14 protein-coding genes and 2 pseudogenes are annotated in these 20,064 nt (G+C 73.1%); 4 read left to right on the forward strand and 12 right to left on the reverse strand.

Annotated elements, in window-relative coordinates:
* Positions 1-42: 42 nt before the first annotated feature.
* Positions 43-1,050, reverse strand: coding sequence for a stage II sporulation protein M (locus M4D82_RS13470; RefSeq protein ID WP_249766279.1), 1,008 nt, complete (start codon positions 1,048-1,050; stop codon positions 43-45).
* A 97-nt stretch (positions 1,051-1,147) separates the two neighbouring features.
* On the opposite strand from M4D82_RS13470, the gene M4D82_RS13475 reads away from it, so the two are divergent.
* Positions 1,148-2,050 carry an RDD family protein gene (locus M4D82_RS13475; protein ID WP_249766280.1) on the forward strand — a complete coding sequence of 301 codons (903 nt, stop codon included), beginning with the start codon at positions 1,148-1,150 and terminating at the stop codon, positions 2,048-2,050.
* Here M4D82_RS13475 and M4D82_RS13480 read toward each other — a convergent pair whose 3' ends face one another.
* Together M4D82_RS13480 and ahcY are read right to left on the reverse strand one after the other, a co-directional pair.
* On the reverse strand, positions 2,051-2,686 hold the full coding sequence (locus tag M4D82_RS13480) for a hypothetical protein (RefSeq protein WP_249766281.1): 636 nt from the start codon (positions 2,684-2,686) through the stop codon (positions 2,051-2,053).
* Between the two features lie 94 nt (positions 2,687-2,780).
* Positions 2,781-4,217 carry an adenosylhomocysteinase gene (gene ahcY, locus M4D82_RS13485; protein WP_249766282.1) on the reverse strand — a complete coding sequence of 479 codons (1,437 nt, stop codon included), beginning with the start codon at positions 4,215-4,217 and terminating at the stop codon, positions 2,781-2,783.
* A gap of 364 nt (positions 4,218-4,581) precedes the next feature.
* On the opposite strand from ahcY, the gene M4D82_RS13490 reads away from it, so the two are divergent.
* On the forward strand, positions 4,582-6,576 hold the full coding sequence (locus tag M4D82_RS13490; RefSeq protein ID WP_249766283.1) for a fructose-specific PTS transporter subunit EIIC: 1,995 nt from the start codon (positions 4,582-4,584) through the stop codon (positions 6,574-6,576).
* Between the two features lie 310 nt (positions 6,577-6,886).
* Positions 6,887-7,693: a signal peptidase I gene (gene lepB, locus M4D82_RS13495; protein WP_249766284.1), complete on the forward strand. Its 807-nt coding sequence runs from the start codon at positions 6,887-6,889 to the stop codon at positions 7,691-7,693.
* A gap of 77 nt (positions 7,694-7,770) precedes the next feature.
* On the opposite strand, the gene M4D82_RS13500 is transcribed toward lepB, so the two are convergent.
* The 6 genes and pseudogenes from M4D82_RS13500 to M4D82_RS13525 form a co-directional block, all read right to left on the reverse strand.
* Positions 7,771-8,706 carry a cation diffusion facilitator family transporter gene (locus tag M4D82_RS13500; RefSeq protein ID WP_249766285.1) on the reverse strand — a complete coding sequence of 312 codons (936 nt, stop codon included), beginning with the start codon at positions 8,704-8,706 and terminating at the stop codon, positions 7,771-7,773.
* Between the two features lie 75 nt (positions 8,707-8,781).
* The gene (gene manA / locus M4D82_RS13505; protein WP_249766286.1) at positions 8,782-9,939 is read right to left on the reverse strand and encodes a mannose-6-phosphate isomerase, class I; all 1,158 of its coding nucleotides are present in this window, start codon (positions 9,937-9,939) and stop codon (positions 8,782-8,784) included.
* An 87-nt stretch (positions 9,940-10,026) separates the two neighbouring features.
* Positions 10,027-11,159 (reverse strand): annotated as a pseudogene (locus M4D82_RS13510) (SIS domain-containing protein).
* A 57-nt stretch (positions 11,160-11,216) separates the two neighbouring features.
* Positions 11,217-11,402: a Trm112 family protein gene (locus tag M4D82_RS13515; RefSeq protein WP_249766287.1), complete on the reverse strand. Its 186-nt coding sequence runs from the start codon at positions 11,400-11,402 to the stop codon at positions 11,217-11,219.
* A 180-nt stretch (positions 11,403-11,582) separates the two neighbouring features.
* Positions 11,583-12,953 carry a phosphomannomutase/phosphoglucomutase gene (locus M4D82_RS13520; protein ID WP_249766288.1) on the reverse strand — a complete coding sequence of 457 codons (1,371 nt, stop codon included), beginning with the start codon at positions 12,951-12,953 and terminating at the stop codon, positions 11,583-11,585.
* A gap of 76 nt (positions 12,954-13,029) precedes the next feature.
* Positions 13,030-13,479, reverse strand: a complete 450-nt coding sequence (locus M4D82_RS13525) for a DUF3499 domain-containing protein (RefSeq protein ID WP_249766289.1) — start codon at positions 13,477-13,479, stop codon at positions 13,030-13,032.
* Positions 13,480-13,620: 141 nt separating this feature from the next.
* Between M4D82_RS13525 and M4D82_RS13530 the strand changes: the two genes are divergently transcribed.
* Positions 13,621-14,106, forward strand: coding sequence for a metallopeptidase family protein (locus M4D82_RS13530; RefSeq protein ID WP_502988917.1), 486 nt, complete (start codon positions 13,621-13,623; stop codon positions 14,104-14,106).
* 13 nt (positions 14,107-14,119) lie between these two features.
* Here M4D82_RS13530 and M4D82_RS13535 read toward each other — a convergent pair whose 3' ends face one another.
* The 3 genes and pseudogenes from M4D82_RS13535 to M4D82_RS13545 form a co-directional block, all read right to left on the reverse strand.
* Positions 14,120-15,502 carry a DUF5719 family protein gene (locus tag M4D82_RS13535; RefSeq protein ID WP_249771765.1) on the reverse strand — a complete coding sequence of 461 codons (1,383 nt, stop codon included), beginning with the start codon at positions 15,500-15,502 and terminating at the stop codon, positions 14,120-14,122.
* Positions 15,503-15,627: 125 nt separating this feature from the next.
* Positions 15,628-19,222: pseudogene (locus M4D82_RS13540) on the reverse strand (glycosyltransferase family 2 protein).
* A 344-nt stretch (positions 19,223-19,566) separates the two neighbouring features.
* Positions 19,567-19,830 carry a WhiB family transcriptional regulator gene (locus tag M4D82_RS13545; RefSeq protein WP_003983763.1) on the reverse strand — a complete coding sequence of 88 codons (264 nt, stop codon included), beginning with the start codon at positions 19,828-19,830 and terminating at the stop codon, positions 19,567-19,569.
* Positions 19,831-20,064 lie beyond the last annotated feature (234 nt).

Consider the following 20,064-nt stretch of genomic DNA (forward strand, 5'->3'; position numbering starts at 1 on the left):
GGGACGACGAGAGACTAGCAGCTCAGCGGGCCTGTACGCACATCACGCGGCGGTGGGCACCAGGGCCGTCCGGTCCGCTTCCTCGACGTCGCCCACCTCGCCGGCGCGGGCGGCGCGGCCGCCCAGGACGTAGACGTAGGCGAGGAAGACAGCCTCCGCCGCGATGCCGATGGTGATGCGGGCCCAGGTGGGGAGGCCCGACGGGGTGACGAAGCCTTCGATCAGGCCGGAGACGAAGAGGACCACGGCCAGGCCGATGGCCATGCCGAGGGCGGCGCGGCCCTGCTCGGCGAGGGCCGCGCGGCGGGTGCGGGGGCCCGGGTCGATGACCGTCCAGCCCAGGCGCAGGCCGGTGCCGGCGGCGACGAAGACGGCGGTCAGTTCGAGCAGGCCGTGCGGGAGGATCAGGCCGAGGAAGACGTCGAGGCGGCCGGCCGAGGCCATCAGGCCGAGGCCGACGCCGAGGTTGGCCATGTTCAGGAAGAGGATCCACAGGACCGGGATGCCGAGGAACGCGCCCAGGACCAGGCAGATCGCGGCCGTCTGGGCGTTGTTCGTCCAGACCTGGGCGGCGAAGGAGGCCGCCGGATTGCTGGAGTAGTACGTCTCGTACCCACCACCCGGCCTGGTCAGCTCCTTCAGCTGCTCCGGGGCGGCGATGGCGCCCTGCACCTCCGGGTGGGTGGCTATCCACCAGCCGATCAGCACGCCGAGGGCCGTCGACAGCAGGGCGGTGGGTATCCACCAGCGGCGGCTGCGGTAGACGGCGGCGGGGAAGCCGGCCGTGAAGAAGCGGGCGGCGTCGCGCCAGCTCGCGCGGCGGGTTCCGGTGACGGTGGCGCGGGCGCGGGCGACGAGCTGGGTGAGGCGGCCCGTCAGCATCGGGTCGGGGAAGCTCGACTGGATCAAGGACAGGTGGGTCGAGGTGCGCTGGTAGAGCTCGACGAGCTCGTCGGCCTCCGCCCCCGTGAGTCGTCGGCCCCGGCCGAGGAGCTGCTCCAGGCGCGCCCACTCCGCCTGGTGGGCGGCCACGAAGACATCGAGATCCATCCGGCTACCGCTCCCCCGGTTCGGCTTACTTCTCCTGTGGTCAGCTTGGCAGACTGGAGCGCACAGGGGCGGGTCAGGTCGGTGAAAGGTGCGTGCGGTGAGCGATCTGGTGACGGGTGACGCGGTCGTCCTGGGGCTACGGCCCGCGCGGCTGCCGAGCCGGGCGCTGGCGATCCTGCTCGACCTCGTCGTGTACGTCGCCGGCTACGTGCTCATATCGGTCGGGCTGCTCTTCGCCACGGCTTCCCTGGACCCGGCCGCGCGGGCGGCCGTGTCGGTGGCGAGCTTCGTGCTGGTGCTGGTCGGGGTGCCGATCGCGGTGGAGACGCTGACGCACGGGCGCTCGCTCGGGAAGCTGGCCTGCGGACTGCGGGTGGTGCGGGAGGACGGCGGCCCGATCCGGTTCCGGCACGCGCTGGTGCGCGGGGCGCTCGGGGTCGTGGAGCTGTTGATGACCTTCGGGGCCGTGGCCTGCATCGCCTCGCTGGTCTCGGAGCGGGGACGGCGTCTCGGAGACGTCTTCGGGGGGACGCTGGTGATCCGGGAGCGGGTGCCGGGTGTGCGGGTGATGCCGGTGCCCGCGCCGCCGCCGTGGCTCGCGGGGCGGTTCACGGGGCTGGACCTGTCGGCGGTGCCGGACGGACTGTGGCTGGCGGTGCGCCAGTACCTGACCCGCATGAACCAGCTCGACCCGCACACCAGCGCCGTGATGGCCGCGCGGCTCGCGGACGATCTGGTGGCCCGGACGGGGACGCCGCCGCCGGCCGGGGTGCCGGCCGCCGCGTTCCTGATGGCGGTCGTCCACGAGCGGCAGTCCCGCGACGCGGCCCGCGCCTTCGGCGCTGCGGCGACCGCCCCGGTGGCGCCCGTCGCCCCGCTGCCTCGGGTGGCTGCGCCGGTTCACGTCGCGCCGGTTCACGTCCCGCCGGTCGACGTGCCGGTCGACGCGCCGGTCGACGTCGCGCCCGTGCGGGGGACCGGGTTCGCGCCGCCCGCCTAGCTAGGCGTCGTCGTCATCGTCATCGTTGAAGGTGGACGGCGGGGTTTCCAGGTGTTCGAGCTCGATGCCGGGGGCGGAGAGGACCACGTCGCCGGCGATGTGGACGGTGTGGACCTCGCCCGTGTCGAGGGCGGTGACCCGGTACTCGTCCACCAGGAGCGGGCCGCTGTCCGTGGCGTGTTCCGCGCGGGTGAGCAACGCCCACGCCTGGTCGACCGTACGGGCGGCCAGGACCGGGTCGGTGAGGGCGACGAGGCGGACGCGGGTCGCCGGGGCGCCGGGGACCGGGCGCAGCAGGCGGGCCGTCGCGATGAGGAAGGCGGGGGAGGTCCCGGTGAAGCCGGGGGCGCGGACGTTGCCCTCGGTGGCTTCGGTGCCGGTGGGGTCGGTACGGACCCAGGTGACGCCGTCGATGGCGGCGCCGCGCACCTGCCAGCTGTGGGCGTTGACCTCCAGGCGGATGGGGCGGCCCAGGGCGTCGATGGCCAGGTCGACGGAGCCCCGGTGCGCGCCGTCGGGCGTGGTCAGCTGGGAGACGTAGCGCCAGCCGGACGGGCCCGGGGCGCAGTGGAAGTGCTCCTCGCCGAGGGGGGTGTGGTCGTGCGGGTCGTGGAGCGAGTAGCGGCCGCGTGGCATGGGGTGTGGTCCTTGCGTACGTACGGGGCAGGCCCCCGGCAGCGGTGCCGGGGGCCTGACGCGGTGCTGTGGATCCGCGGGGAGCGGGGGCGGATCAGTAGCGGTAGTGGTCCGGCTTGTACGGGCCCTCGACCTTGACGCCGATGTACTCGGCCTGCTCGGGGCGCAGGGTGGTGAGCTTGACGCCGAGGGCGTCGAGGTGGAGGCGGGCGACCTTCTCGTCGAGGTGCTTGGGGAGCACGTAGACGTCGGTCGGGTACTCCTCGGGCTTCGTGAAGAGCTCGATCTGGGCCAGGGTCTGGTCCGCGAAGGAGTTCGACATGACGAAGGACGGGTGTCCGGTCGCGTTGCCGAGGTTCAGCAGGCGGCCCTCGGAGAGGACGATGAGGACCTTGCCGTCGGGGAACTTCCAGGTGTGGACCTGGGGCTTGACCTCGTCCTTGACGATGCCGTCGATCTTGGCGAGGCCGGCCATGTCGATCTCGTTGTCGAAGTGGCCGATGTTGCCCACGATGGCCTGGTGCTTCATCTTGGCCATGTCGGCGGCCATGATGATGTCCTTGTTGCCGGTGGTGGTGATGAAGATGTCGGCGGTCTCGACGACGTCGTCCAGGGTGGCGACCTGGTAGCCGTCCATGGCGGCCTGGAGGGCGCAGATCGGGTCGATCTCGGTGACGATGACGCGCGCGCCCTGGCCGCGCAGCGACTCGGCGCAGCCCTTGCCGACGTCGCCGTAGCCGCAGACGACGGCGACCTTGCCGCCGATGAGGACGTCGGTGGCGCGGTTGATGCCGTCGATGAGGGAGTGGCGGCAGCCGTACTTGTTGTCGAACTTCGACTTGGTGACGGCGTCGTTCACGTTGATGGCCGGGAAGAGCAGGCTGCCCTCGGACATCATCTCGTAGAGGCGGTGGACACCGGTGGTGGTCTCCTCCGTCACGCCGCGGATCTCGGACGCGAGCTGCGTCCACTTCTGCGGGGTCTCGCCGAGGGTGCGGTTGAGGAGGGTGAGGATGTGGCCGTACTCCTCGGAGTCCGCGGTGGACGGGTCCGGGGCGGAGCCGATCTTCTCGAACTCGACGCCCTTGTGGACGAGGAGGGTGGCGTCACCACCGTCGTCGAGGATCATGTTCGGGCCGCCGGTGGGGGTGTTCGGCCAGGTCAGCGCCTGCTCCGTGCACCACCAGTACTCCTCCAGCGTCTCGCCCTTCCAGGCGAAGACGGGGACGCCCTGCGGGTTCTCCGGGGTGCCGTTCGGGCCGACGGCGATGGCGGCGGCCGCGTGGTCCTGGGTGGAGAAGATGTTGCAGGAGGCCCAGCGGACGTCGGCGCCGAGGGCGACGAGGGTCTCGATGAGGACGGCGGTCTGCACGGTCATGTGCAGGGAGCCGGTGATGCGGGCGCCGGCCAGCGGCTGGGCCTCGGCGTACTCGCGACGGATCGACATCAGGCCGGGCATCTCGTGCTCGGCCAGGGTGATCTCCTTGCGGCCGAAGGCGGCGAGGGAGAGGTCTGCGACCTTGAAGTCCACGGGTGCTGCTCCTCATGGTTCGAGAGGGTGGGTACGTACGGCTATGCCGCGCGCCGTCCAAGGACGGTGCGCCCGAGCACAGTCCGTCGGGGGCCCTCTCTCCCCACGGCCGGCCACGAGGACCGCCCGACCGCCATCAGCGGCGACGCCTGACACTGATGACGAATCTACACCGATCGGCCCAGCGGTCCCCAGTGGACCGCCCAACAAGTCGTCACTCGCCTTGGGGTCTTCGGCCCCTCCGGCGGGGCTGTTCGGGGCCTTTCGGACTTTTGATCCGCCTGCCGCGTGTTGCACGATTCCGTGGGGTCGGGTCGTACGCGCGATCCCGCAGGACCCATGGCGTGGTGTGAAGGAGATTCCATTGACCAGTCCAACCGGCCCTCCCGGTGGCGGGGGCGCGAGCGGCCCGAGGCGCCCGAAGCTGCTCGCCGTCACGGCGTGCCCGACGGGCATCGCGCACACCTACATGGCGGCGGAGAAGCTCCAGCAGGCGGCCGAGGAGCTCGGCGTGGACATGAAGGTGGAGACCCAGGGCTCGATCGGGGCCGAGAACGTGCTCTCTGACAACGATGTCAGGGAGGCGGACGGGATCATCATCGCCGCCGACAAGGAGGTCGACCGGGAGCGGTTCGCCGGCAAGCGGGTGCTGGCGACGGGAGTGGCGGACGGCATCCACCGGCCGAAGGAACTGATCGAACGGGTGCGGACGGCTCCGGTCCAGGCCGGGGCGGCGGCCCCCGGCGGCGTGGCCGGCGGCGGGGGGCGGAACAGGGAGCGTGGGGACGCGTACAAGGCCCTGATGAACGGCGTCTCCCACATGATCCCGTTCGTGGTCGTGGGTGGTCTGCTGCTCGCGGTGTCCATCGCGCTCGGCGGGCACAGCACGCCCCAGGGGATCGCGTTCGACGAGGGCTCCTTCTGGTTCCACGTCAACGCCCTGGGCGGCCTCGGCTTCAAGCTGATGCTGCCGATCTTCTCGGGCTACATCGCGTACGCGCTCGGCGACCGGCCCGCACTCGTGCCCGGCATGATCGGCGGCTTCCTGGCCGCCGATGCCGTGAACCTCTACGGCGCGGACGCGAACGCGGGCTTCCTGGGCGCGATCGCGACCGGCTTCCTGGCCGGCTACCTGGTGGTGTGGATCAAGAAGATCAGGGTCCCGAAGTTCGTCCGGCCGATCATGCCGATCATCGTCATCCCGATCGTGTCGACGCTGGCTCTGGGGCTGTTCTACATCTACGTGATCGGCCGGCCCATCTCCTGGGTCTTCACGCACCTGACCAACTGGCTGAACGGCATGACGGGCACCAGCGCGATCGCGCTCGGCGCCCTCATCGGTCTGATGATCGCCTTCGACATGGGTGGTCCCGTCAACAAGACCGCCTTCCTCGTCGCGGTCGGTCTGATCGGCACGAACAACACGGTCATGGGTATGGCCGCCGCGGCGATCCCGGTCATGCCGCTGGGCCAGGGCCTGGCCACCCTGCTGCGTCGCAAGCTCTACAGCGCCCAGGAACGGGAGACGGGCATGGCGGCCCTGTTCATGGGCTTCTTCGGCATCTCGGAGGGCGCGATCCCCTTCGCGGCGGCCCGGCCGGCGATCGTCATCCCGGCGAACATGCTCGGCGGCGCGGTGGCCGGCGCCGTCGCGGGCCTGGCCGGGGTCGAGGACTCGGTGCCGCACGGCGGTCCGATCGTCTCGCTGTTCGGTGCCATCGGCGGTGTCGGGATGTTCTTCGCCGCCATCGCGATCGGCACGGTGGTGACCGCCCTGACGACCAACGCGCTGATCGAGATCAAGGAGCGCGAGGCCGGCGCCGGCGCGCCCGTCGGGGCGGTGTCCGTACCCGCCGCCGCGGTCGAGGCGGCCGATGAAGCCGAGGAGGCGGAGGAGGCGGAGCAGGTGTTGTCCGGGTACCTGACCGCGCGGACCGTCAAGACGGAGCTGGGCGCCGGTTCCAAGGAGGCGGCGATCCGGGAAATGGCCGAGATGCTGGCCGCCACCGGCAACGTCCGGGACGTGGACGAGCTCGTACTGGTGGCCCTCGCGCGGGAGGCGCAGGGGACGACGGGGCTCGGGGAGTCCATCGCGATCCCGCACGCCAAGACGGACGCCGTGACGCGTCCCACGGTCGGCTTCGCCCGGTCCGCCGAGGGCATCGAGTGGGGTTCGCCGGACGGGACGAAGGCCCGGCTGGTGTTCATGATCTCGGTGCCGGAGGCGGCCGCCGGTGACGAGCACCTGAGGATCCTGGCGCTGCTGTCGCGCAAGCTGATGGACGGCGACTTCCGGGCCCGCCTCCAGAGCGCGCCCGACGAGCGGGCCGTCCTGGAGGTGCTGCGCGAGATCCGCTAGGGGGTGTCTTACGGATCGGGCCGGATCAGGGAGCGGGGGTCGGTGCCGTGCGTCGCAAGGCGGAGGAGGGAGTCGACGCGGAGCGTCGGCGACCGACGACAACGCGGCGAGACGCGGTGCCGACCACCGCGAGCCCGGCCTGATCCGAAAGACACCCCCTAGCCGACCCCGTGCCGGAAGGTTCCTGCCGCGGGGCCCGTGTGCGCAGTGTCCGAATCGGTATCTACGGACATGCCGCACCGGGCCCCGACGGCATCGGCGGCGTCCGCGTCGACCTACGATGCAAGGCAGGTACATCGGAAGGGACGAAATGGAACACAGGCCAGGACGCAGACGCGGGATCGCGGCGATCGTCCTGCTGGTGCTCGGAGCGGTCATCCTCGGGGGGGTGACGGTGGCGAAGGCGGTGAACCCGCCCGCGCGGTACACGGAGGGCAGGCAGGTCGGTTGGACCATGACGCCGACCTACACCAACGGGGAGAGCATCTACCTGGAGCCGGTCGCCAAGGGAAAGCTGCGGCGGGGTGACGTCGTACTCGCTTCCGTGCCGTGGTCCATGCAGAAGACCCAGATGAACCGGGTGGTGGCGGTCGGGGGCGACCGTATCCAGTACAAGCCGAGCAGCAAGGTGGCCGGCCAGTACCGGCTGGTGCTGAACGGTACGCCGCTGGACGAGCCGTACCTGGAGCAGTGGAAGTACCCGTCGACGGTGGCCTTCAACGTGAAGGTGCCGAAGGGGCACGTCTTCCTGATGGCCGACAACCGGCTGAATTCGGACGGCTCGCAGTACGCGAACAACGGTCCGGTGCCGGAGAGCAAGATCGTCTCCAAGGTCGTGCCGTACCCGATGGCCAAGATGGCGGTGTGGGGGCAGCTGGCCGGTGTGCTGGTGATGCTCGTCGGCGCCGGCCTGGCGGTCGTGGCGCGGCGGGCGCGCAAGCGGGCTCCGGCCCCGGCCGCCGCCGCCCCGGCTCCGGTCGCCGTGGTCGTGCCGGCTACGGCGGGTTCGCCTTCGGTTGGTTCCGCGGGTTCCGCGGGTTCCGCGGGTTCGGTTGCGGCCGGCGAGGCGGCGGAGACCGCCGGTGACGCCGGGGAGCGCGCGGACGTGCAGTCGTAGGCGTAGTCGGGTGGGACACATGCGAGGGGCCCCGCAGCCGGTCGGCTGCGGGGCCCCTCGCATCGCGTCTTCCGCGGCTACAAGGACTTGGCCTCGGCGGCCTCGGGGTTGTAGATGTCCGGCTCCAGGTAGATCACGCGGGCGATCGGCACGGCCTCGCGGATGCGGGCCTCGGCCGCGTTGATGGCGTCCGCCACCGCCGTCGCGGTGTCGTTGGCCTCGACGGCGATCTTGGCGGCGACGAGCAGCTCCTCGGGACCGAGGTGCAGGGTGCGCATGTGGATGACGCGGGTGACGACCTTCCCGTCGACGACGGCGGCCTTGATCTTCTCGATGTCGTCGGTGCCGGCGGCCTCGCCCAGGAGCAGGGACTTGGTCTCCAGGGCGAGCACGATGGCGATGACGATGAGCAGGACGCCGATGCACAGGGTGCCGATGCCGTCCCAGACGCCGTTGCCGGTCAGCAGGGCCAGACCCACGCCGCCGAGGGCGAGGACGAGGCCGACGAGCGCGCCGAGGTCCTCCAGCAGCACCACGGGCAGTTCGGGGGCCTTGGCCCGCTTGATGAACTGGCTCCAGCTCAGGGCGCCGCGGCTCTCGTTCGACTCCTTGATCGCGGTGCGGAAGGAGAAGCTCTCCGCGATGATCGCGAAGACGAGCACGCCGACGGGCCAGTACCAGGCCTCGATCTCGTGGGGGTCGTGGATCTTCTCGTAGCCCTCGTAGATGGCGAACATGCCACCGACGGTGAAGAGGACGATGGAGACGAGGAAGGCGTAGATGTAGCGTTCCCGCCCGTACCCGAAGGGGTGTTGGGGGGTCGCCTCGCGCCGGGCCTTCTTCCCGCCGAGCAACAGCAGGCCCTGGTTGCCGGAGTCGGCGACCGAGTGGACGCTCTCCGCGAGCATCGACGAAGAGCCGCTGAAGAGGAACGCCACGAATTTGGCTACAGCGATGGCGAGATTGGCGGCGAGTGCCGCCACGATCGCCTTGGTACCGCCCGACGCGCTCATGGGTGCGAGATTTCCCTTCCTGGCCACTGACTACGGCCGCACATTGTTGCAGGTGCCTGTGCGACCGACGCTACGTCAGACGACCACAGTGGCACGGAAGACGGTGCCACTACCGGACAGTTCGACCATTTCGCCCGCCGGGACGAAGACGGACTCGCCCGGAGCGAGGGCGATGTCGCCCACCGTCGGGCCACCGGCGGTGCAGAGCAGGATCTGCGGGGCGCCGGCCGGCAGGGTGCGGGGGGCGCCGCCGGCGGCCAGGAGGAAGCGCGAGAGGCGGAACTCGTCGATGGGGGTCTCGTAGACCTCCTCACCGTCGCCCTCGGGGCGCAGGACGCCGGGGGCGCTGGGCTCGAAGATGACGACCTTGAGCAGTTCGGGGACGTCGACGTGCTTGGGGGTCAGGCCGCAGCGCAGGACGTTGTCGGAGTTGGCCATCAGCTCGACGCCGAGGCCGTCGAGGTAGGCGTGCGGGATGCCGGCGCCGAGGAACATGGCCTCGCCGGGCTGGAGTCGTACGTGGTTGAGCAGCATCGCCGCGATCACGCCCGGGTCGCCGGGGTAGTCGTGGACGAGGCCCGCGTACGGCGCGTACGGGCCCGCGAGCCGCTCGGCGGCGGCCGCGGCCTCGTGGACCGTGTGGGCCATCTCCTCGCGGTCCGCGGTCAGGACGGCGGTGAGGACCTCGCGCAGGGCGGCTTCCTCGGGGTGGGCGCGCAGCAGGTCCACGTACGGCTTGAGGGAGTCGACGCCGAGGCCTTCGAGGAGGTCGGCGGCCTCCTGCGGCGGGCGGAAGCCGCACAGGCCGTCGAACGGCGTGAGGGCGCAGATCAGTTCGGGCTTGTGGTTGGCGTCCTTGTAGTTGCGGTGGCCCGCTTCGATCGGGACGCCGCGCCGCTCCTCGTCCTCGAACCCGGCACGGGCCCGGGCGAGGTCGGGGTGGACCTGGAGGGAGAGCGGGGCGCCCGCGGCGAGGAGCTTGAGGAGGAACGGCAGACGGGGCCCGAACTTCGCGACGGCGGCGGCGCCGAGCTCGCCCTCGGGGTCGGCGTCGATGACGGCCGCGAGCGTCGTCTCGCCCCCGCCGCGGACGAGACGGGAGGGGGCGCCGGGGTGGGCGCCCATCCACATCTCGGCCTGGGGTTCACCGGTGGGCTCCACCCCGAGGAGGGTGGGGATCGCGGTGGTGGAACCCCACGCGTAGGGGCGGATCGTGTTCGTCAGGCGGTCCATCGTCGTCTTCCTGGATATGGAGCGGTGCGGTGCTGCGGCGGTGCGGGCTCGGCGGGCACGGGGGTGGGTGGGGGGTGCCGATGTGCCTCAGCCGCGGGCCCTGGACGCCAGCGCCAGGTAGGCGGTGGCGAAGTCCGTGACGGCGAGGAGCTCGGCGAGCTGCTCGAACTCGCCGCCCTCCTCCGGTTCGAGTTCGCTGATCGCCGTGTCGTGGCTGAGGGCGAGTTCGCGGGCGGCGGGCGCCGCGGTGAGGCCGCCGGTGGGCCGGTCGCGCAGCAGGACCACGCGGGCGCGCAGGGTTTGCGGCTCGTCGACGCGGTCGCGGAAGAAGTCGTCGGGGTCCGCGCCGGCCGCGAAGGCCCCGGCGAGCAGGACGCCGTGCGCGGGCAGCGCCTCGGGCAGGTCGGCGGCGAGCGCGGGGCGGCCGGCGAGTTCGGCGAGGGTGGCGGCGAACCGGCGGCCCGCGGCGCCGGCGGCGGCGCCCTCGCTCCAGATGAGCGGGAGGGAGTCGGCGAGTTCGGCCGCGAGGGTCTTGGCGGGGTTGGAGTACGTGGCGATGGCCGGGCCGCAGCGTTCGGCGGTGCGGTCGAGGCGGTCGGCGACCCGCTGGAGGGTGTCGGGGGCGGCGACGACCAGGCCGAGCTTGTCGAGGAGGACCAGCAGCGGCGTCAACAGGGCCCACAGCGCGCCGGGTCCGGCCGCGGCGGATTCGTCGTACTCCTGGTACGGGGCCTTGGCCATCGGTACGAGGACCCCGTGCGCGCCGTCCACCGCCTCGCTCAGCGGGGACCGCTCGGGGGCGACGGCGACGACGGTGCAGCCGCGTCGGTACGCCTGCTCGGCGAGGAGGGCGAGGCCGGGCTCGGTGCCGTCGGTGGTGGCGATGAGCAGCAGGTCCACGGGGCCCGCCCACCCGGGCAGCGTCCAGCGCAGGGCCCCGGCGGCGGGTGCGACGCCGGTCGGGTGCAGCCGGGTGACGGGGGCGGAGGCTCCCGCGAGGGCGCTCAGCAGGTCGGCGACGCCGGTCGCGGCGGTGCCGGGGCCGGCGATCAGCACGGCGCGGGGCGGCCGTCGGGGCGCAGGTCCGCGAGGCCGGCCTCGACGGCGTGCCGGGCCGCGGTGCGGACCCTGGCCCCGGCCTCGGCGGCGCCGCGGAGCAGGCCGCGGCGGTCGGCGCGGGCGAGATCCTCCGGTGCGTCGAGGAGTGACTCGTCGAGCATGGGGGCCTCCGGCGGTGTGTTGGGGGGCGGTGGCGGGGTTCGCGCTGAGCCGGTGGTTCAGGCGGGGCGGCGGGCCTCGTCCACGAGGAGGACCGGGATGTCGTCGCGGACCGGGTACGCGAGGCCGCAGTCCTGGCCGGTGCAGAGCAGCTCGGGCGCGGTTTCGTCTGCCGACTTGTCCTGGAGGGGGGCGTGGCAGGCGGGGCAGGCGAGGATCTCCAGCAGGCCGGCTTCGAGCGGCATGGGGCGGTTCCCTTCGGGGTGCGGATAGGGCGAGGTCAGCGTACCGCCGAGTCATGTGCGGTGCGGGGTGGCCGGGGGCGGGTGGGGCGCGCCGTTGCGGGGGCTCTGCCCCCGGACCCCCGCGCCGCAAACGCCGGCGAGGCTGGAGTTGCCTCGCCGGCGGGGCGGGGGTTCGGGCGGTCAGGCGCGGACCAGGGCCAGGACTTCGTCGCGGATCCGGGTCAGGGTGGCGGTGTCGCGGGCCTCCACGTTGAGGCGCAGGAGCGGCTCGGTGTTGGAGGGGCGGAGGTTGAACCACCAGTCGGCGGCGGAGACGGTGAGGCCGTCCAGCTCGTCGAAGGTGACGCCGTCCTGGTCGGCGTAGGCGGCCTTGACCTCTGCGGTGCGGGCGGCCTGGTCGGCGACGGTGGAGTTGATCTCGCCCGAGCCGACGTAGCGGTCGTAGGAGGAGACCAGGTCGGACAGGGTGCCCTCCTGGCCGCCGAGGGCCGCGAGGACGTGGAGCGCGGCGAGCATGCCGGTGTCCGCGTTCCAGAAGTCCTTGAAGTAGTAGTGCGCAGAGTGCTCGCCGCCGAAGATGGCGCCGGTGGTGGCCATCTCCTGCTTGATGAACGAGTGGCCGACGCGGGTGCGGACCGGGGTGCCGCCGTTCTCCTTGACGACCTCCGGCACGGACCAGGAGGTGATCAGGTTGTGGATGACGGTGCCGGTGCCGCCGTTGCGGGCCAGCTCGCGGGCCGCGACCAGGGCGGTGATCGCGGACGGGGAGACGCCCTCGCCGCGCTCGTCGACGACGAAGCAGCGGTCGGCGTCGCCGTCGAAGGCGAGACCGAGGTCGGCGCCCTCGGCGATCACGCGGGCCTGGAGGTCCACGATGTTCTTCGGGTCGAGGGGGTTGGCCTCGTGGTTCGGGAAGGTCCCGTCCAGCTCGAAGTACATGGGGACGAGGTCCAGCGGGAGGCCCTCGAAGACGGTGGGGACGGTGTGGCCGCCCATGCCGTTGCCCGCGTCGACGACGACCTTGAGCGGGCGGATGGCGGTCAGGTCGACCAGGCCCTTGAGGTGCTCGGCGTAGCCGGTGAGGGTGTCCTGCTCGGTGATGGTGCCCTGGGCGGTGCCGGCGGGGATCGCGGGGGCGCCCTCGTCGGTCCACTTCTCGGCGAGCTCGCGGATGGTGGCGAGGCCGGTGTCCTGGCCGACCGGGGCGGCGCCGGCGCGGCACAGCTTGATGCCGTTGTACTGGGCCGGGTTGTGCGAGGCCGTGAACATCGCGCCGGGCAGGTCCAGCTTGCCGGAGGCGTAGTACAGCTGGTCCGTCGAGCACAGCCCGATCAGGGTGACGTCGACGCCGCGCGCGGCCGCGCCGCGGGCGAAGGCGGCCGACAGGCCGGGCGAGGAGGGCCGCATGTCGTGGCCGACGACGATGGCCGTGGCTCCGGTGACCTCGACGAACGCAGCACCGAACAGTTCGGCCAGGGGCTCGTCCCACTCGTCCGGTACGACGCCACGTACGTCGTACGCCTTGACGATGTTCGAAAGATCTGCGGCCACTGCCTGCCCTCCTGAAGGTATGTGCGGTGGAGCAAACCTACCTTGTGCGCAGAGTGGCTTTTCAGACGATCCGGTGTCAGGAATCGGGCGAACGCAGGACGCGCAGGTGGCCGCGACGCGTCTCCCCGGTCGCCTGCGCCCCGGGTCGGCCCCCGCCGGCCTCGACGGCGCGCTCGGGCGGACGGGCCGCCTCACGCACGGCGTTGGCCAAGGCTTCGAGGTCGTCGCCGCTGGGGCGCGACGGGCCGGAGGCGTCCGCCAGGCGGACGACGTCCCAGCCGCGCGGGGCGGTCAGGCGCTCGGAGTGCTCGGCGCACAGGTCATAGCAGTGGGGTTCGGCGTAGGTGGCGAGCGGGCCGAGAACTGCGGTCGAGTCGGCGTAGACGTACGTCAGTGTGGCGACGGCAGGGCGGCCGCACGCGGTGCGCGAACAGCGACGTACAAGGCTCACGACGTTGGACGGTACCGCACTCTTGACCGGGCCGCGACGACTCCACCGCCGCTCACTCCCCCGTGTCGTGCTCACCGGGGGTGACGACGGGCGCCTCCGAGTCCGCAATGGTGCCCGATCTTGGCCGGATCGCCGCAGGGACGACATCGCGGCGACATCAGGTCGTGACCGGATCGAGGCCCTGCCGGTACGCACGGTGAGAGCTACCCTGCGGGGGTGACGGACAGCCAGCTTCCCCCTCGCCCCGCGCCCGTCGGCGGCAGCGGTGAGAGCACCCACGAGCCCAGGCCCCGGCGCCGCGACCGGCACGGCCGGGGGATGCGCGGACCGGTGGCGCCGCCCCAGGTACCGCTGTCGGCGAGCCGGGCGGAACTCTTCGGCGACCTCGTACGGGACTCCGTGGAGCGACTGGAACGGCGCTGGGCGCAGCTGGCCGAGGTGGAGTTCGTGGTGGCGGACGTGCCCGGTCCGCCGGGCGGCCCGGACGCCGGCTGGAACGACGAGGCGGTCCCGCTGGGCGGGGTGGTGGAGCCGGAGGGCGGGCGTCCGGCCCGGATCGTGGTGTTCCGGCGACCGGTGGAGATCCGGGCGAAGACGCGCGACGAACGGGCGTTGCTGGTGCACGAGATCGTGGTGGAGCAGGTCGCGGAGCTGCTCGGGCTCTCACCCGAGACGGTCGACCCGAGGTATGGACAGGACTGACCGAGCCGCGGCTTCAGCGGATCAGGATCGAGGGGTCTTCCACCGCCTTCGGGACGGAGACCGTCGAGTGGTCGTCCGCGAACGGCTGGACGGTGAACATCGGGATCCCGTCGTGCGGCACCGTCAGCGTGCGCGCCGCGTGGACGGGGCCGCCCGCGAGGGTCTCCAGGGTCAGGGCGTAGGAGCCCTTGCCGCCCGCGGGGGCCGGCGGCGGGGAGAGGGCCGCGGTGGTGCCCGCCTTGACGGTGATCTCCTTGACGGCCGGCTCGCCGCCCTCGGTGCCCGGGGAGGCGGTGATCCGTACCCTCGCGTCCGTCGGACCCGTGGCCGTGACGGTGAGTACGGTGGTGGCCTTGTCGTCGCTCCGGTTGTCCACGACCGTCGCGCGGGAGCCCACGGGGGCACTCGCCGGGATGAAGCCCAACTCCTCCTTGGTGCCGGTCCCCCGGACCACGCGCAGCGCCGCGACGACCGGTACGGCCTTCTTCGCGTCGACCGGGGTCAGCAGCAGCGAGCCCACCTCGCCCCGGGGCAGGGCGCCGAGGTCGACGTTGGCCGTCATGCCGGCCTTGAGGTGCAGCTGTTCGTTGCCGGCCGGGCTGATGGAGCCGTTCGGACCGGACAGCTTCAGGCCGAGGTCGGCGTCGTCCTCGCCGGGGGCGAACGCGACCAGGCGTACGGAGGTGGCGTCCGCCGGGATCCCCGGCAGGACCAGGGAGCCGGCCGGGCCCTCGGAGGCCGGCAACCAGTCGGCGCCGACGCCGTCCTCGGCGATCTGCGCGGAGACGCCGACCCGGCCCGAGCCCGTCGTCACGTGCGCGGTGAGGTCCGTGACCTGGGCCTCGGGGGCGAGGGAGGACAGCAACACCTTGAGGGTGGAGCGGGGTTCGACGGCGATGACGGCGTCGGCGGTGCCCGGCTTGCCCTTGAGCAGCCCCTCCGGCCCGTACAGCTTGATGTCGACCTCGGCGACGGTGTCGTCGGGGTTGGTGAGGTGGAGGTAGTCCTGGCGGCCCTTGACGGTGCTGACGCCGGGGAACCAGAAGTCGGTGCCGGGGACCGAGCAGGCGACGCCGAGCAGGCCGCGCGCCTGTCCGACCGAGACCTTGGTGGTCTGCTGGGCGGTCCAGCCGGGGGCGAGGATGCCCTCGGCGGCGCCGGTCAGCGCGGGGGCCTCGGCTCCGGAGGCGCTCGCGCCGACGGGCTTGCCGGGCTCCTTCGGCTCCAGGACCGTCTTGCCGTCCTTCGTCGTGAGGCGGGCCGACGCCTTGGGGTCCTTGTCGCCGCCCTTGCCGGCCTCGGTCGCCTTGCCGGGGGTGAGGGAGGTGTACGTGGTCTCGGCGATGTCCGAGGTGCTGGGCGCGGGGCACACCAACACGGACCGCTCCACCGGCATCCGGGCCGCGCCCGCCCGGCCGGCGTCGGCGGCGGGCGTGGCGGTGGGGGCGGTGAGGAAGGCCAGGCCGCAGGCGACGGCGAGCGCGGCCGTCACCGCCACGGGCGTCAGGGGGGCGCGCTGCTTCACTGGGGGGTGCTCCCGTCCGGACGCGGGTCGGGCTGTCCGTAGGCGTCGTACCGCGGCTCGTACTGCTGGTGGGGCGGGTGGGGCTGGTTCGAGCCGTACGGCTCGTAGGGCGGCTGCCGGTGTTGCTGCGGGAAGGGGATCGCCGGGTTCGGGCCCGTGTGCGAGTACGGCTGCTCGTGGGGCGGGGTCTCGTCGTACGGCTGGGCGTCCTGGTAGGCGTACGTCTCCTCCCCGTACACCTGCTGACCGGGGATCCGCGCGTACGGGTCGACGACCGAGGCGGACCCGGCCGCCTCGGGCGCGGGGTGCTCGCCGGCGCCCTGGCGGCGGGCGCGGCGGCCGCGGCCGGGCTCGGGGGTCGCGGGGCCGTCGGCGGGCAGCGGGTCCTCGTCGGGGAGGTCGTCGTCGAGCCGGCGGCGGCGTCCGGGCAGGGCCATGACCAGGAGCAGCAGGGCGAGGGCGCCCTGCGCCCAGTGCCAGGCGTCGCGGGTGACGGAGTCCTCGTGGACGAGGTCGAGTCGGCCGCCGGCGGCGGGCAGGGCGAAGCCCTGGGCCCAGCCGTCGAGGGTCCGGGGGGCGAGGGGTCGGCCGTCGAGGGTGGCGTGCCAGCCGGGGTCGGCCCGGTCGGCGACGCGCAGGGTGCGGCCTTCCTCGCCGGGCGGGATGGTGGCGTGGACCTCGACGGGTCCGGCGTCGACGGCGACGGTCGCCTGGCCCTGCCGGTCGGGGACGATCGCGACGCGGGCGGGCAGCCGCTGGACCTCCCAGACGGCGGTGCCGTCGTCCTGGTGGCGCTGCTTGAGGCCGGGGGTGCCGTCGAGGGTCTGGCGCATGACGGGGGAGCCGCCGGGCGGGATCATCACGTAGCGGACGGCGAACGCGCCGAGTTGTTCGGACTGGTTGGCGCCGGAGCCGGAGACCAGGCTGGAGACGGCCTTGGTCAGGCGGGGGTCGGCGCCGGCGGCGGCGAGGAGTTCGGCGTCGCCGAGGCGGACGCCGGGGCCGCGGACCAGGGTGTAGGAGACGGTGGCGGGCGAGGTGCCGCCGAGGACGAGGGTGCGGGTGCGGTTGCTGTCCTCGGACTGGGCGGCGACGAAGGCGGGGACCTGGACGGGGTCGCGGCGGTGCAGCGGGCCGTCGGCTCCGGCGGCGGCCCAGGCCGCGGCGGCGAACAGGGGCCGCCGCGGCGGCCAGCGCGACGAGTGCGGCCAGCGGCTGGCGCCAGCCGAAGCTGCGGGCGGCGACGCGGTACTTGGCGCCGTCCGCGCCGAGGACGGCGGCGGCGATGAGGCCGAGCCCGTACAGGAGGGCGCCGGGGCCGGCCCAGCCGTCGCGGTTGAGCAGGACGGCGAGGAACAGTCCGGCGAGGGCGGCGGACCAGGCGGTGGCGATGGCGAAGCGGCGGTCGGCGCGCAGCAGGGCGGCGAGCGCGGCGAGCGGCAGCCCGAGGAGGAGGAGTCCGCCGAAGGTGCCGGGGCCGCCGGGGTCGGCGCCGAGGAGGTCGAGGGCGCCGGCGGAGCGGGCGCCGTAGGGCAGTCCGGCCTCGCGCAGGAAGCGGGCGGGGTGCGTGAGGAGCGTCAGGGACCAGGGCGCGAGGACGAGGAGCGGTACGAGGAGCGTCGCGAGCAGTCGGGGGGCGTACGTCTTCACGCGCGCGCGACGCGCGAGGAGCGCGGCGGCTCCGAGGACGGCGGCGAGCGGCCACACGACGGGGGTGAAGGCGCAGGCCAGGGTCAGCAGCAGGGCGTACGTCCACACCGGCCGCCAGGAGCCGTGCCGGTCGGCGGCGTTCGGGCTTTCGGTGAAGCCGAAGGCGGCGACGGCGGAGCGGGCGAGGAGGGGCAGCAGCACGGCGAGGACGGCGGTGCCCGGGCGGCCGCCGGCGAGGGCTCCGGTGACGGCCGGCAGGAAGGCGTAGGCGACGGCGGCCCAGGCGCGCAGCAGGCGGGAGGTGACGAGGGAGCGGGAGGCGACGTAGGCGGTGAGGCCGGCGAGCGGGACCGAGCCGACGAGGAGCAGGGTGAGGGCGGCGTGGGTGGAGCCGAACGTCAGGGCGGCGAGGGCGCCGAGCACGGCGAGGTAGGGGGGTGCTCCGGCGGTGGTGCCGATGCCGGTGGCCTGCCAGTCGCCGGTGTAGCCGCGCCACAGGTCGAGGGCGCCGGCGGGGGCGGGGAGCAGGGCGCCGCCCATGAGGGTGCCGCCGCCGATGAGGGCGCGGCAGGCGGCGAGGGAGACGAGGAGCAGGAGCGCGAAGAGGACGGGGGCGGGTCTGCGGGCGATGCGCCCGAGCCGGCCGGAGGAGGCGACGTCGAGGTAGTCGGCGTCCTCGCCGGCGGGGCCGCTCTCCAGGCCGCCGCCGTGTCGGCCGGTGGGGGTGGGGTCGCTGTCGCGGTCGGAGCCGACGTAGGCGGCGAGTTGTTCGGCGCCGGCGCGCAGGGTGGCGCCGGGTGGGGGGAAGAGGTGGCGCAGGGCGGCGTGGGGGACGGCGGGCCGGCGCCGGCGTCTGCGGGCGGCGAGGATGCGGCCGGGCCGCAGCAGGGTGGCGAGGAGTCCGGTGAACTCGTCGACGGCCTGGCCGGGGGCCTTGCCGACGAGGTAGCCGAGGGTGCGCAGCAGGGTGGCGAGGATCAGGCGCGGCAGGACGTAGGGCAGGGCGCGGGCGGAGGAGTTGGCGAGGACGGTGTGGACGGCCGCGGCCTTGTCGACGCGGTGGGGGCTGACGGCGGAGCGGCCGGCGCAGTCGACGGTGCGGCGTTCGCGGGCGGCTGCCTCGGCGTGGCGCAGGACGGCGTCGGGGGCGACGAGGACCTCGAAGCCGGCGGACTGGGCGCGCCAGCACAGGTCGGCGTCGTCGCGCATGAGGGGCAGGCGGCGGTCGAAGCCGCCGAGGCGGTCGTAGACGTCGCGGCGTACGAGCATGCCGGCGGTGGAGACGGACAGGACGCGGCGTACCTGGTCGTGTTGGCCCTGGTCCTGTTCGCGGCGGTCGAGGCCGGTCCAACGGCGGCCGCTGCGGGTGATGGTGACGCCGGCTTCGAGGAGTTGCTTCCGGTCGTACCAGCCGCGCAGTTTGGGGCCGATGACGGCGGCCTCGGGGTTTTCGTCGGCGACGCGCAGGAGTTCGGTGAGGGCGTCGGGTTCGGGGGCGCTGTCGTCGTGGAGCAGCCAGAGCCACTGGACGGGTTCGCCGTGCGGGAGCTCGGGGAGGTCGTACGCGTCGTCGCGCCAGGTGCGGCTGACGGGGTCCCAGCCGCTGGGGCGCTTGAGGTAGGGGAGTTCCTCGGGGGTGAGGACGCCCGCGGTGCGGGCGGCTTCCTCGACGGCGGCGCCGAAGCCGGTGCGGCGGGCGAGGTGGAGGACGCGGTCGTCGCCGAGGGCTTCGGTGAGCAGGCGCGCGGAGTCGTCGGAGCTGCCGGTGTCGGCGGCGACGTGCTGTTGCGCGGGGCGTTCCTGGGCGAGGAGGCCGGCGAGGGTCTGGGGCAGCCAGCGGGCTCCGTCGTGGGCGACGAGGACCGCGGTGACGACGTGCCGGGGGAACTCGGGGGTGGCGGCCGGTTGGGGGGAGGCCGTCGAGTTGCTGTGCAGGGACATCGCGGTACGGGCCCTCCGGCCGGGGATCCGGGGGTGGTGTGCCCTCGGAGGCTGCTGGACAGCGCCCCACACTAACGGCTGGGAAGACCCTCGTTCGCCTCCCGTGGAGAACGTACGGGGAAGGGGTGGAACGCGACGGTCCGCCTCCTGCGGGGAAGGTGCGGGAGGCGGACCGTTTGCTCGGTTCGTACTGCTCGGGCTGCTCGTAGTGCCGGTTCCTGACGGGACTTGGCGGGTCTTGGCGGTGCCGGCGGGCTTCGCTGCGGGTCGTGCGGTGGATATGTGGTGGGGGGTCCGGTGCGCGGTCGGCGCGTGGGTCGCGCGGGCGGTGTGCGGTGGCCGGTTCAGACCGCTGCCTTTTTCAGCCGGCGGCGTTCGCGCTCGGACAGGCCGCCCCAGATGCCGAAGCGTTCGTCGTTGGCCAGGGCGTATTCAAGACATTCGGAGCGGACCTCACAGGCCAGGCAGACCTTCTTGGCCTCCCGGGTGGAGCCGCCCTTCTCGGGAAAGAAGGACTCGGGGTCGGTCTGGGCGCAAAGAGCGCGCTCCTGCCATCCGAGCTCTTCGTCCGCCTCCTCGACCAGCAGTTCCTGAAACAGCTCGGTCATGTGCGCCCCTCGCTCTGTCTGTGCGTCCCCGTGGTGTTGCCGCTACCGGTCACCGGGTAACGACACGAGTGAAATTACAAGTGTGTGGCTCCTGCCCAGTCAAGCCGAGATCTGCTATTGGGCGCCTTATTCACTCTGCGGAACCAAGCCTATGCAGAAAGTGTTCATATCGCCAAAAATCGTGACACAAGGCACAGGCCTCCCGTGGGCGCCGACCCCTCCCGCAAGGGACTC

It is taken from the genome of Streptomyces sp. RerS4, from assembly GCF_023515955.1.
Lineage (GTDB): Bacteria > Actinomycetota > Actinomycetes > Streptomycetales > Streptomycetaceae > Streptomyces.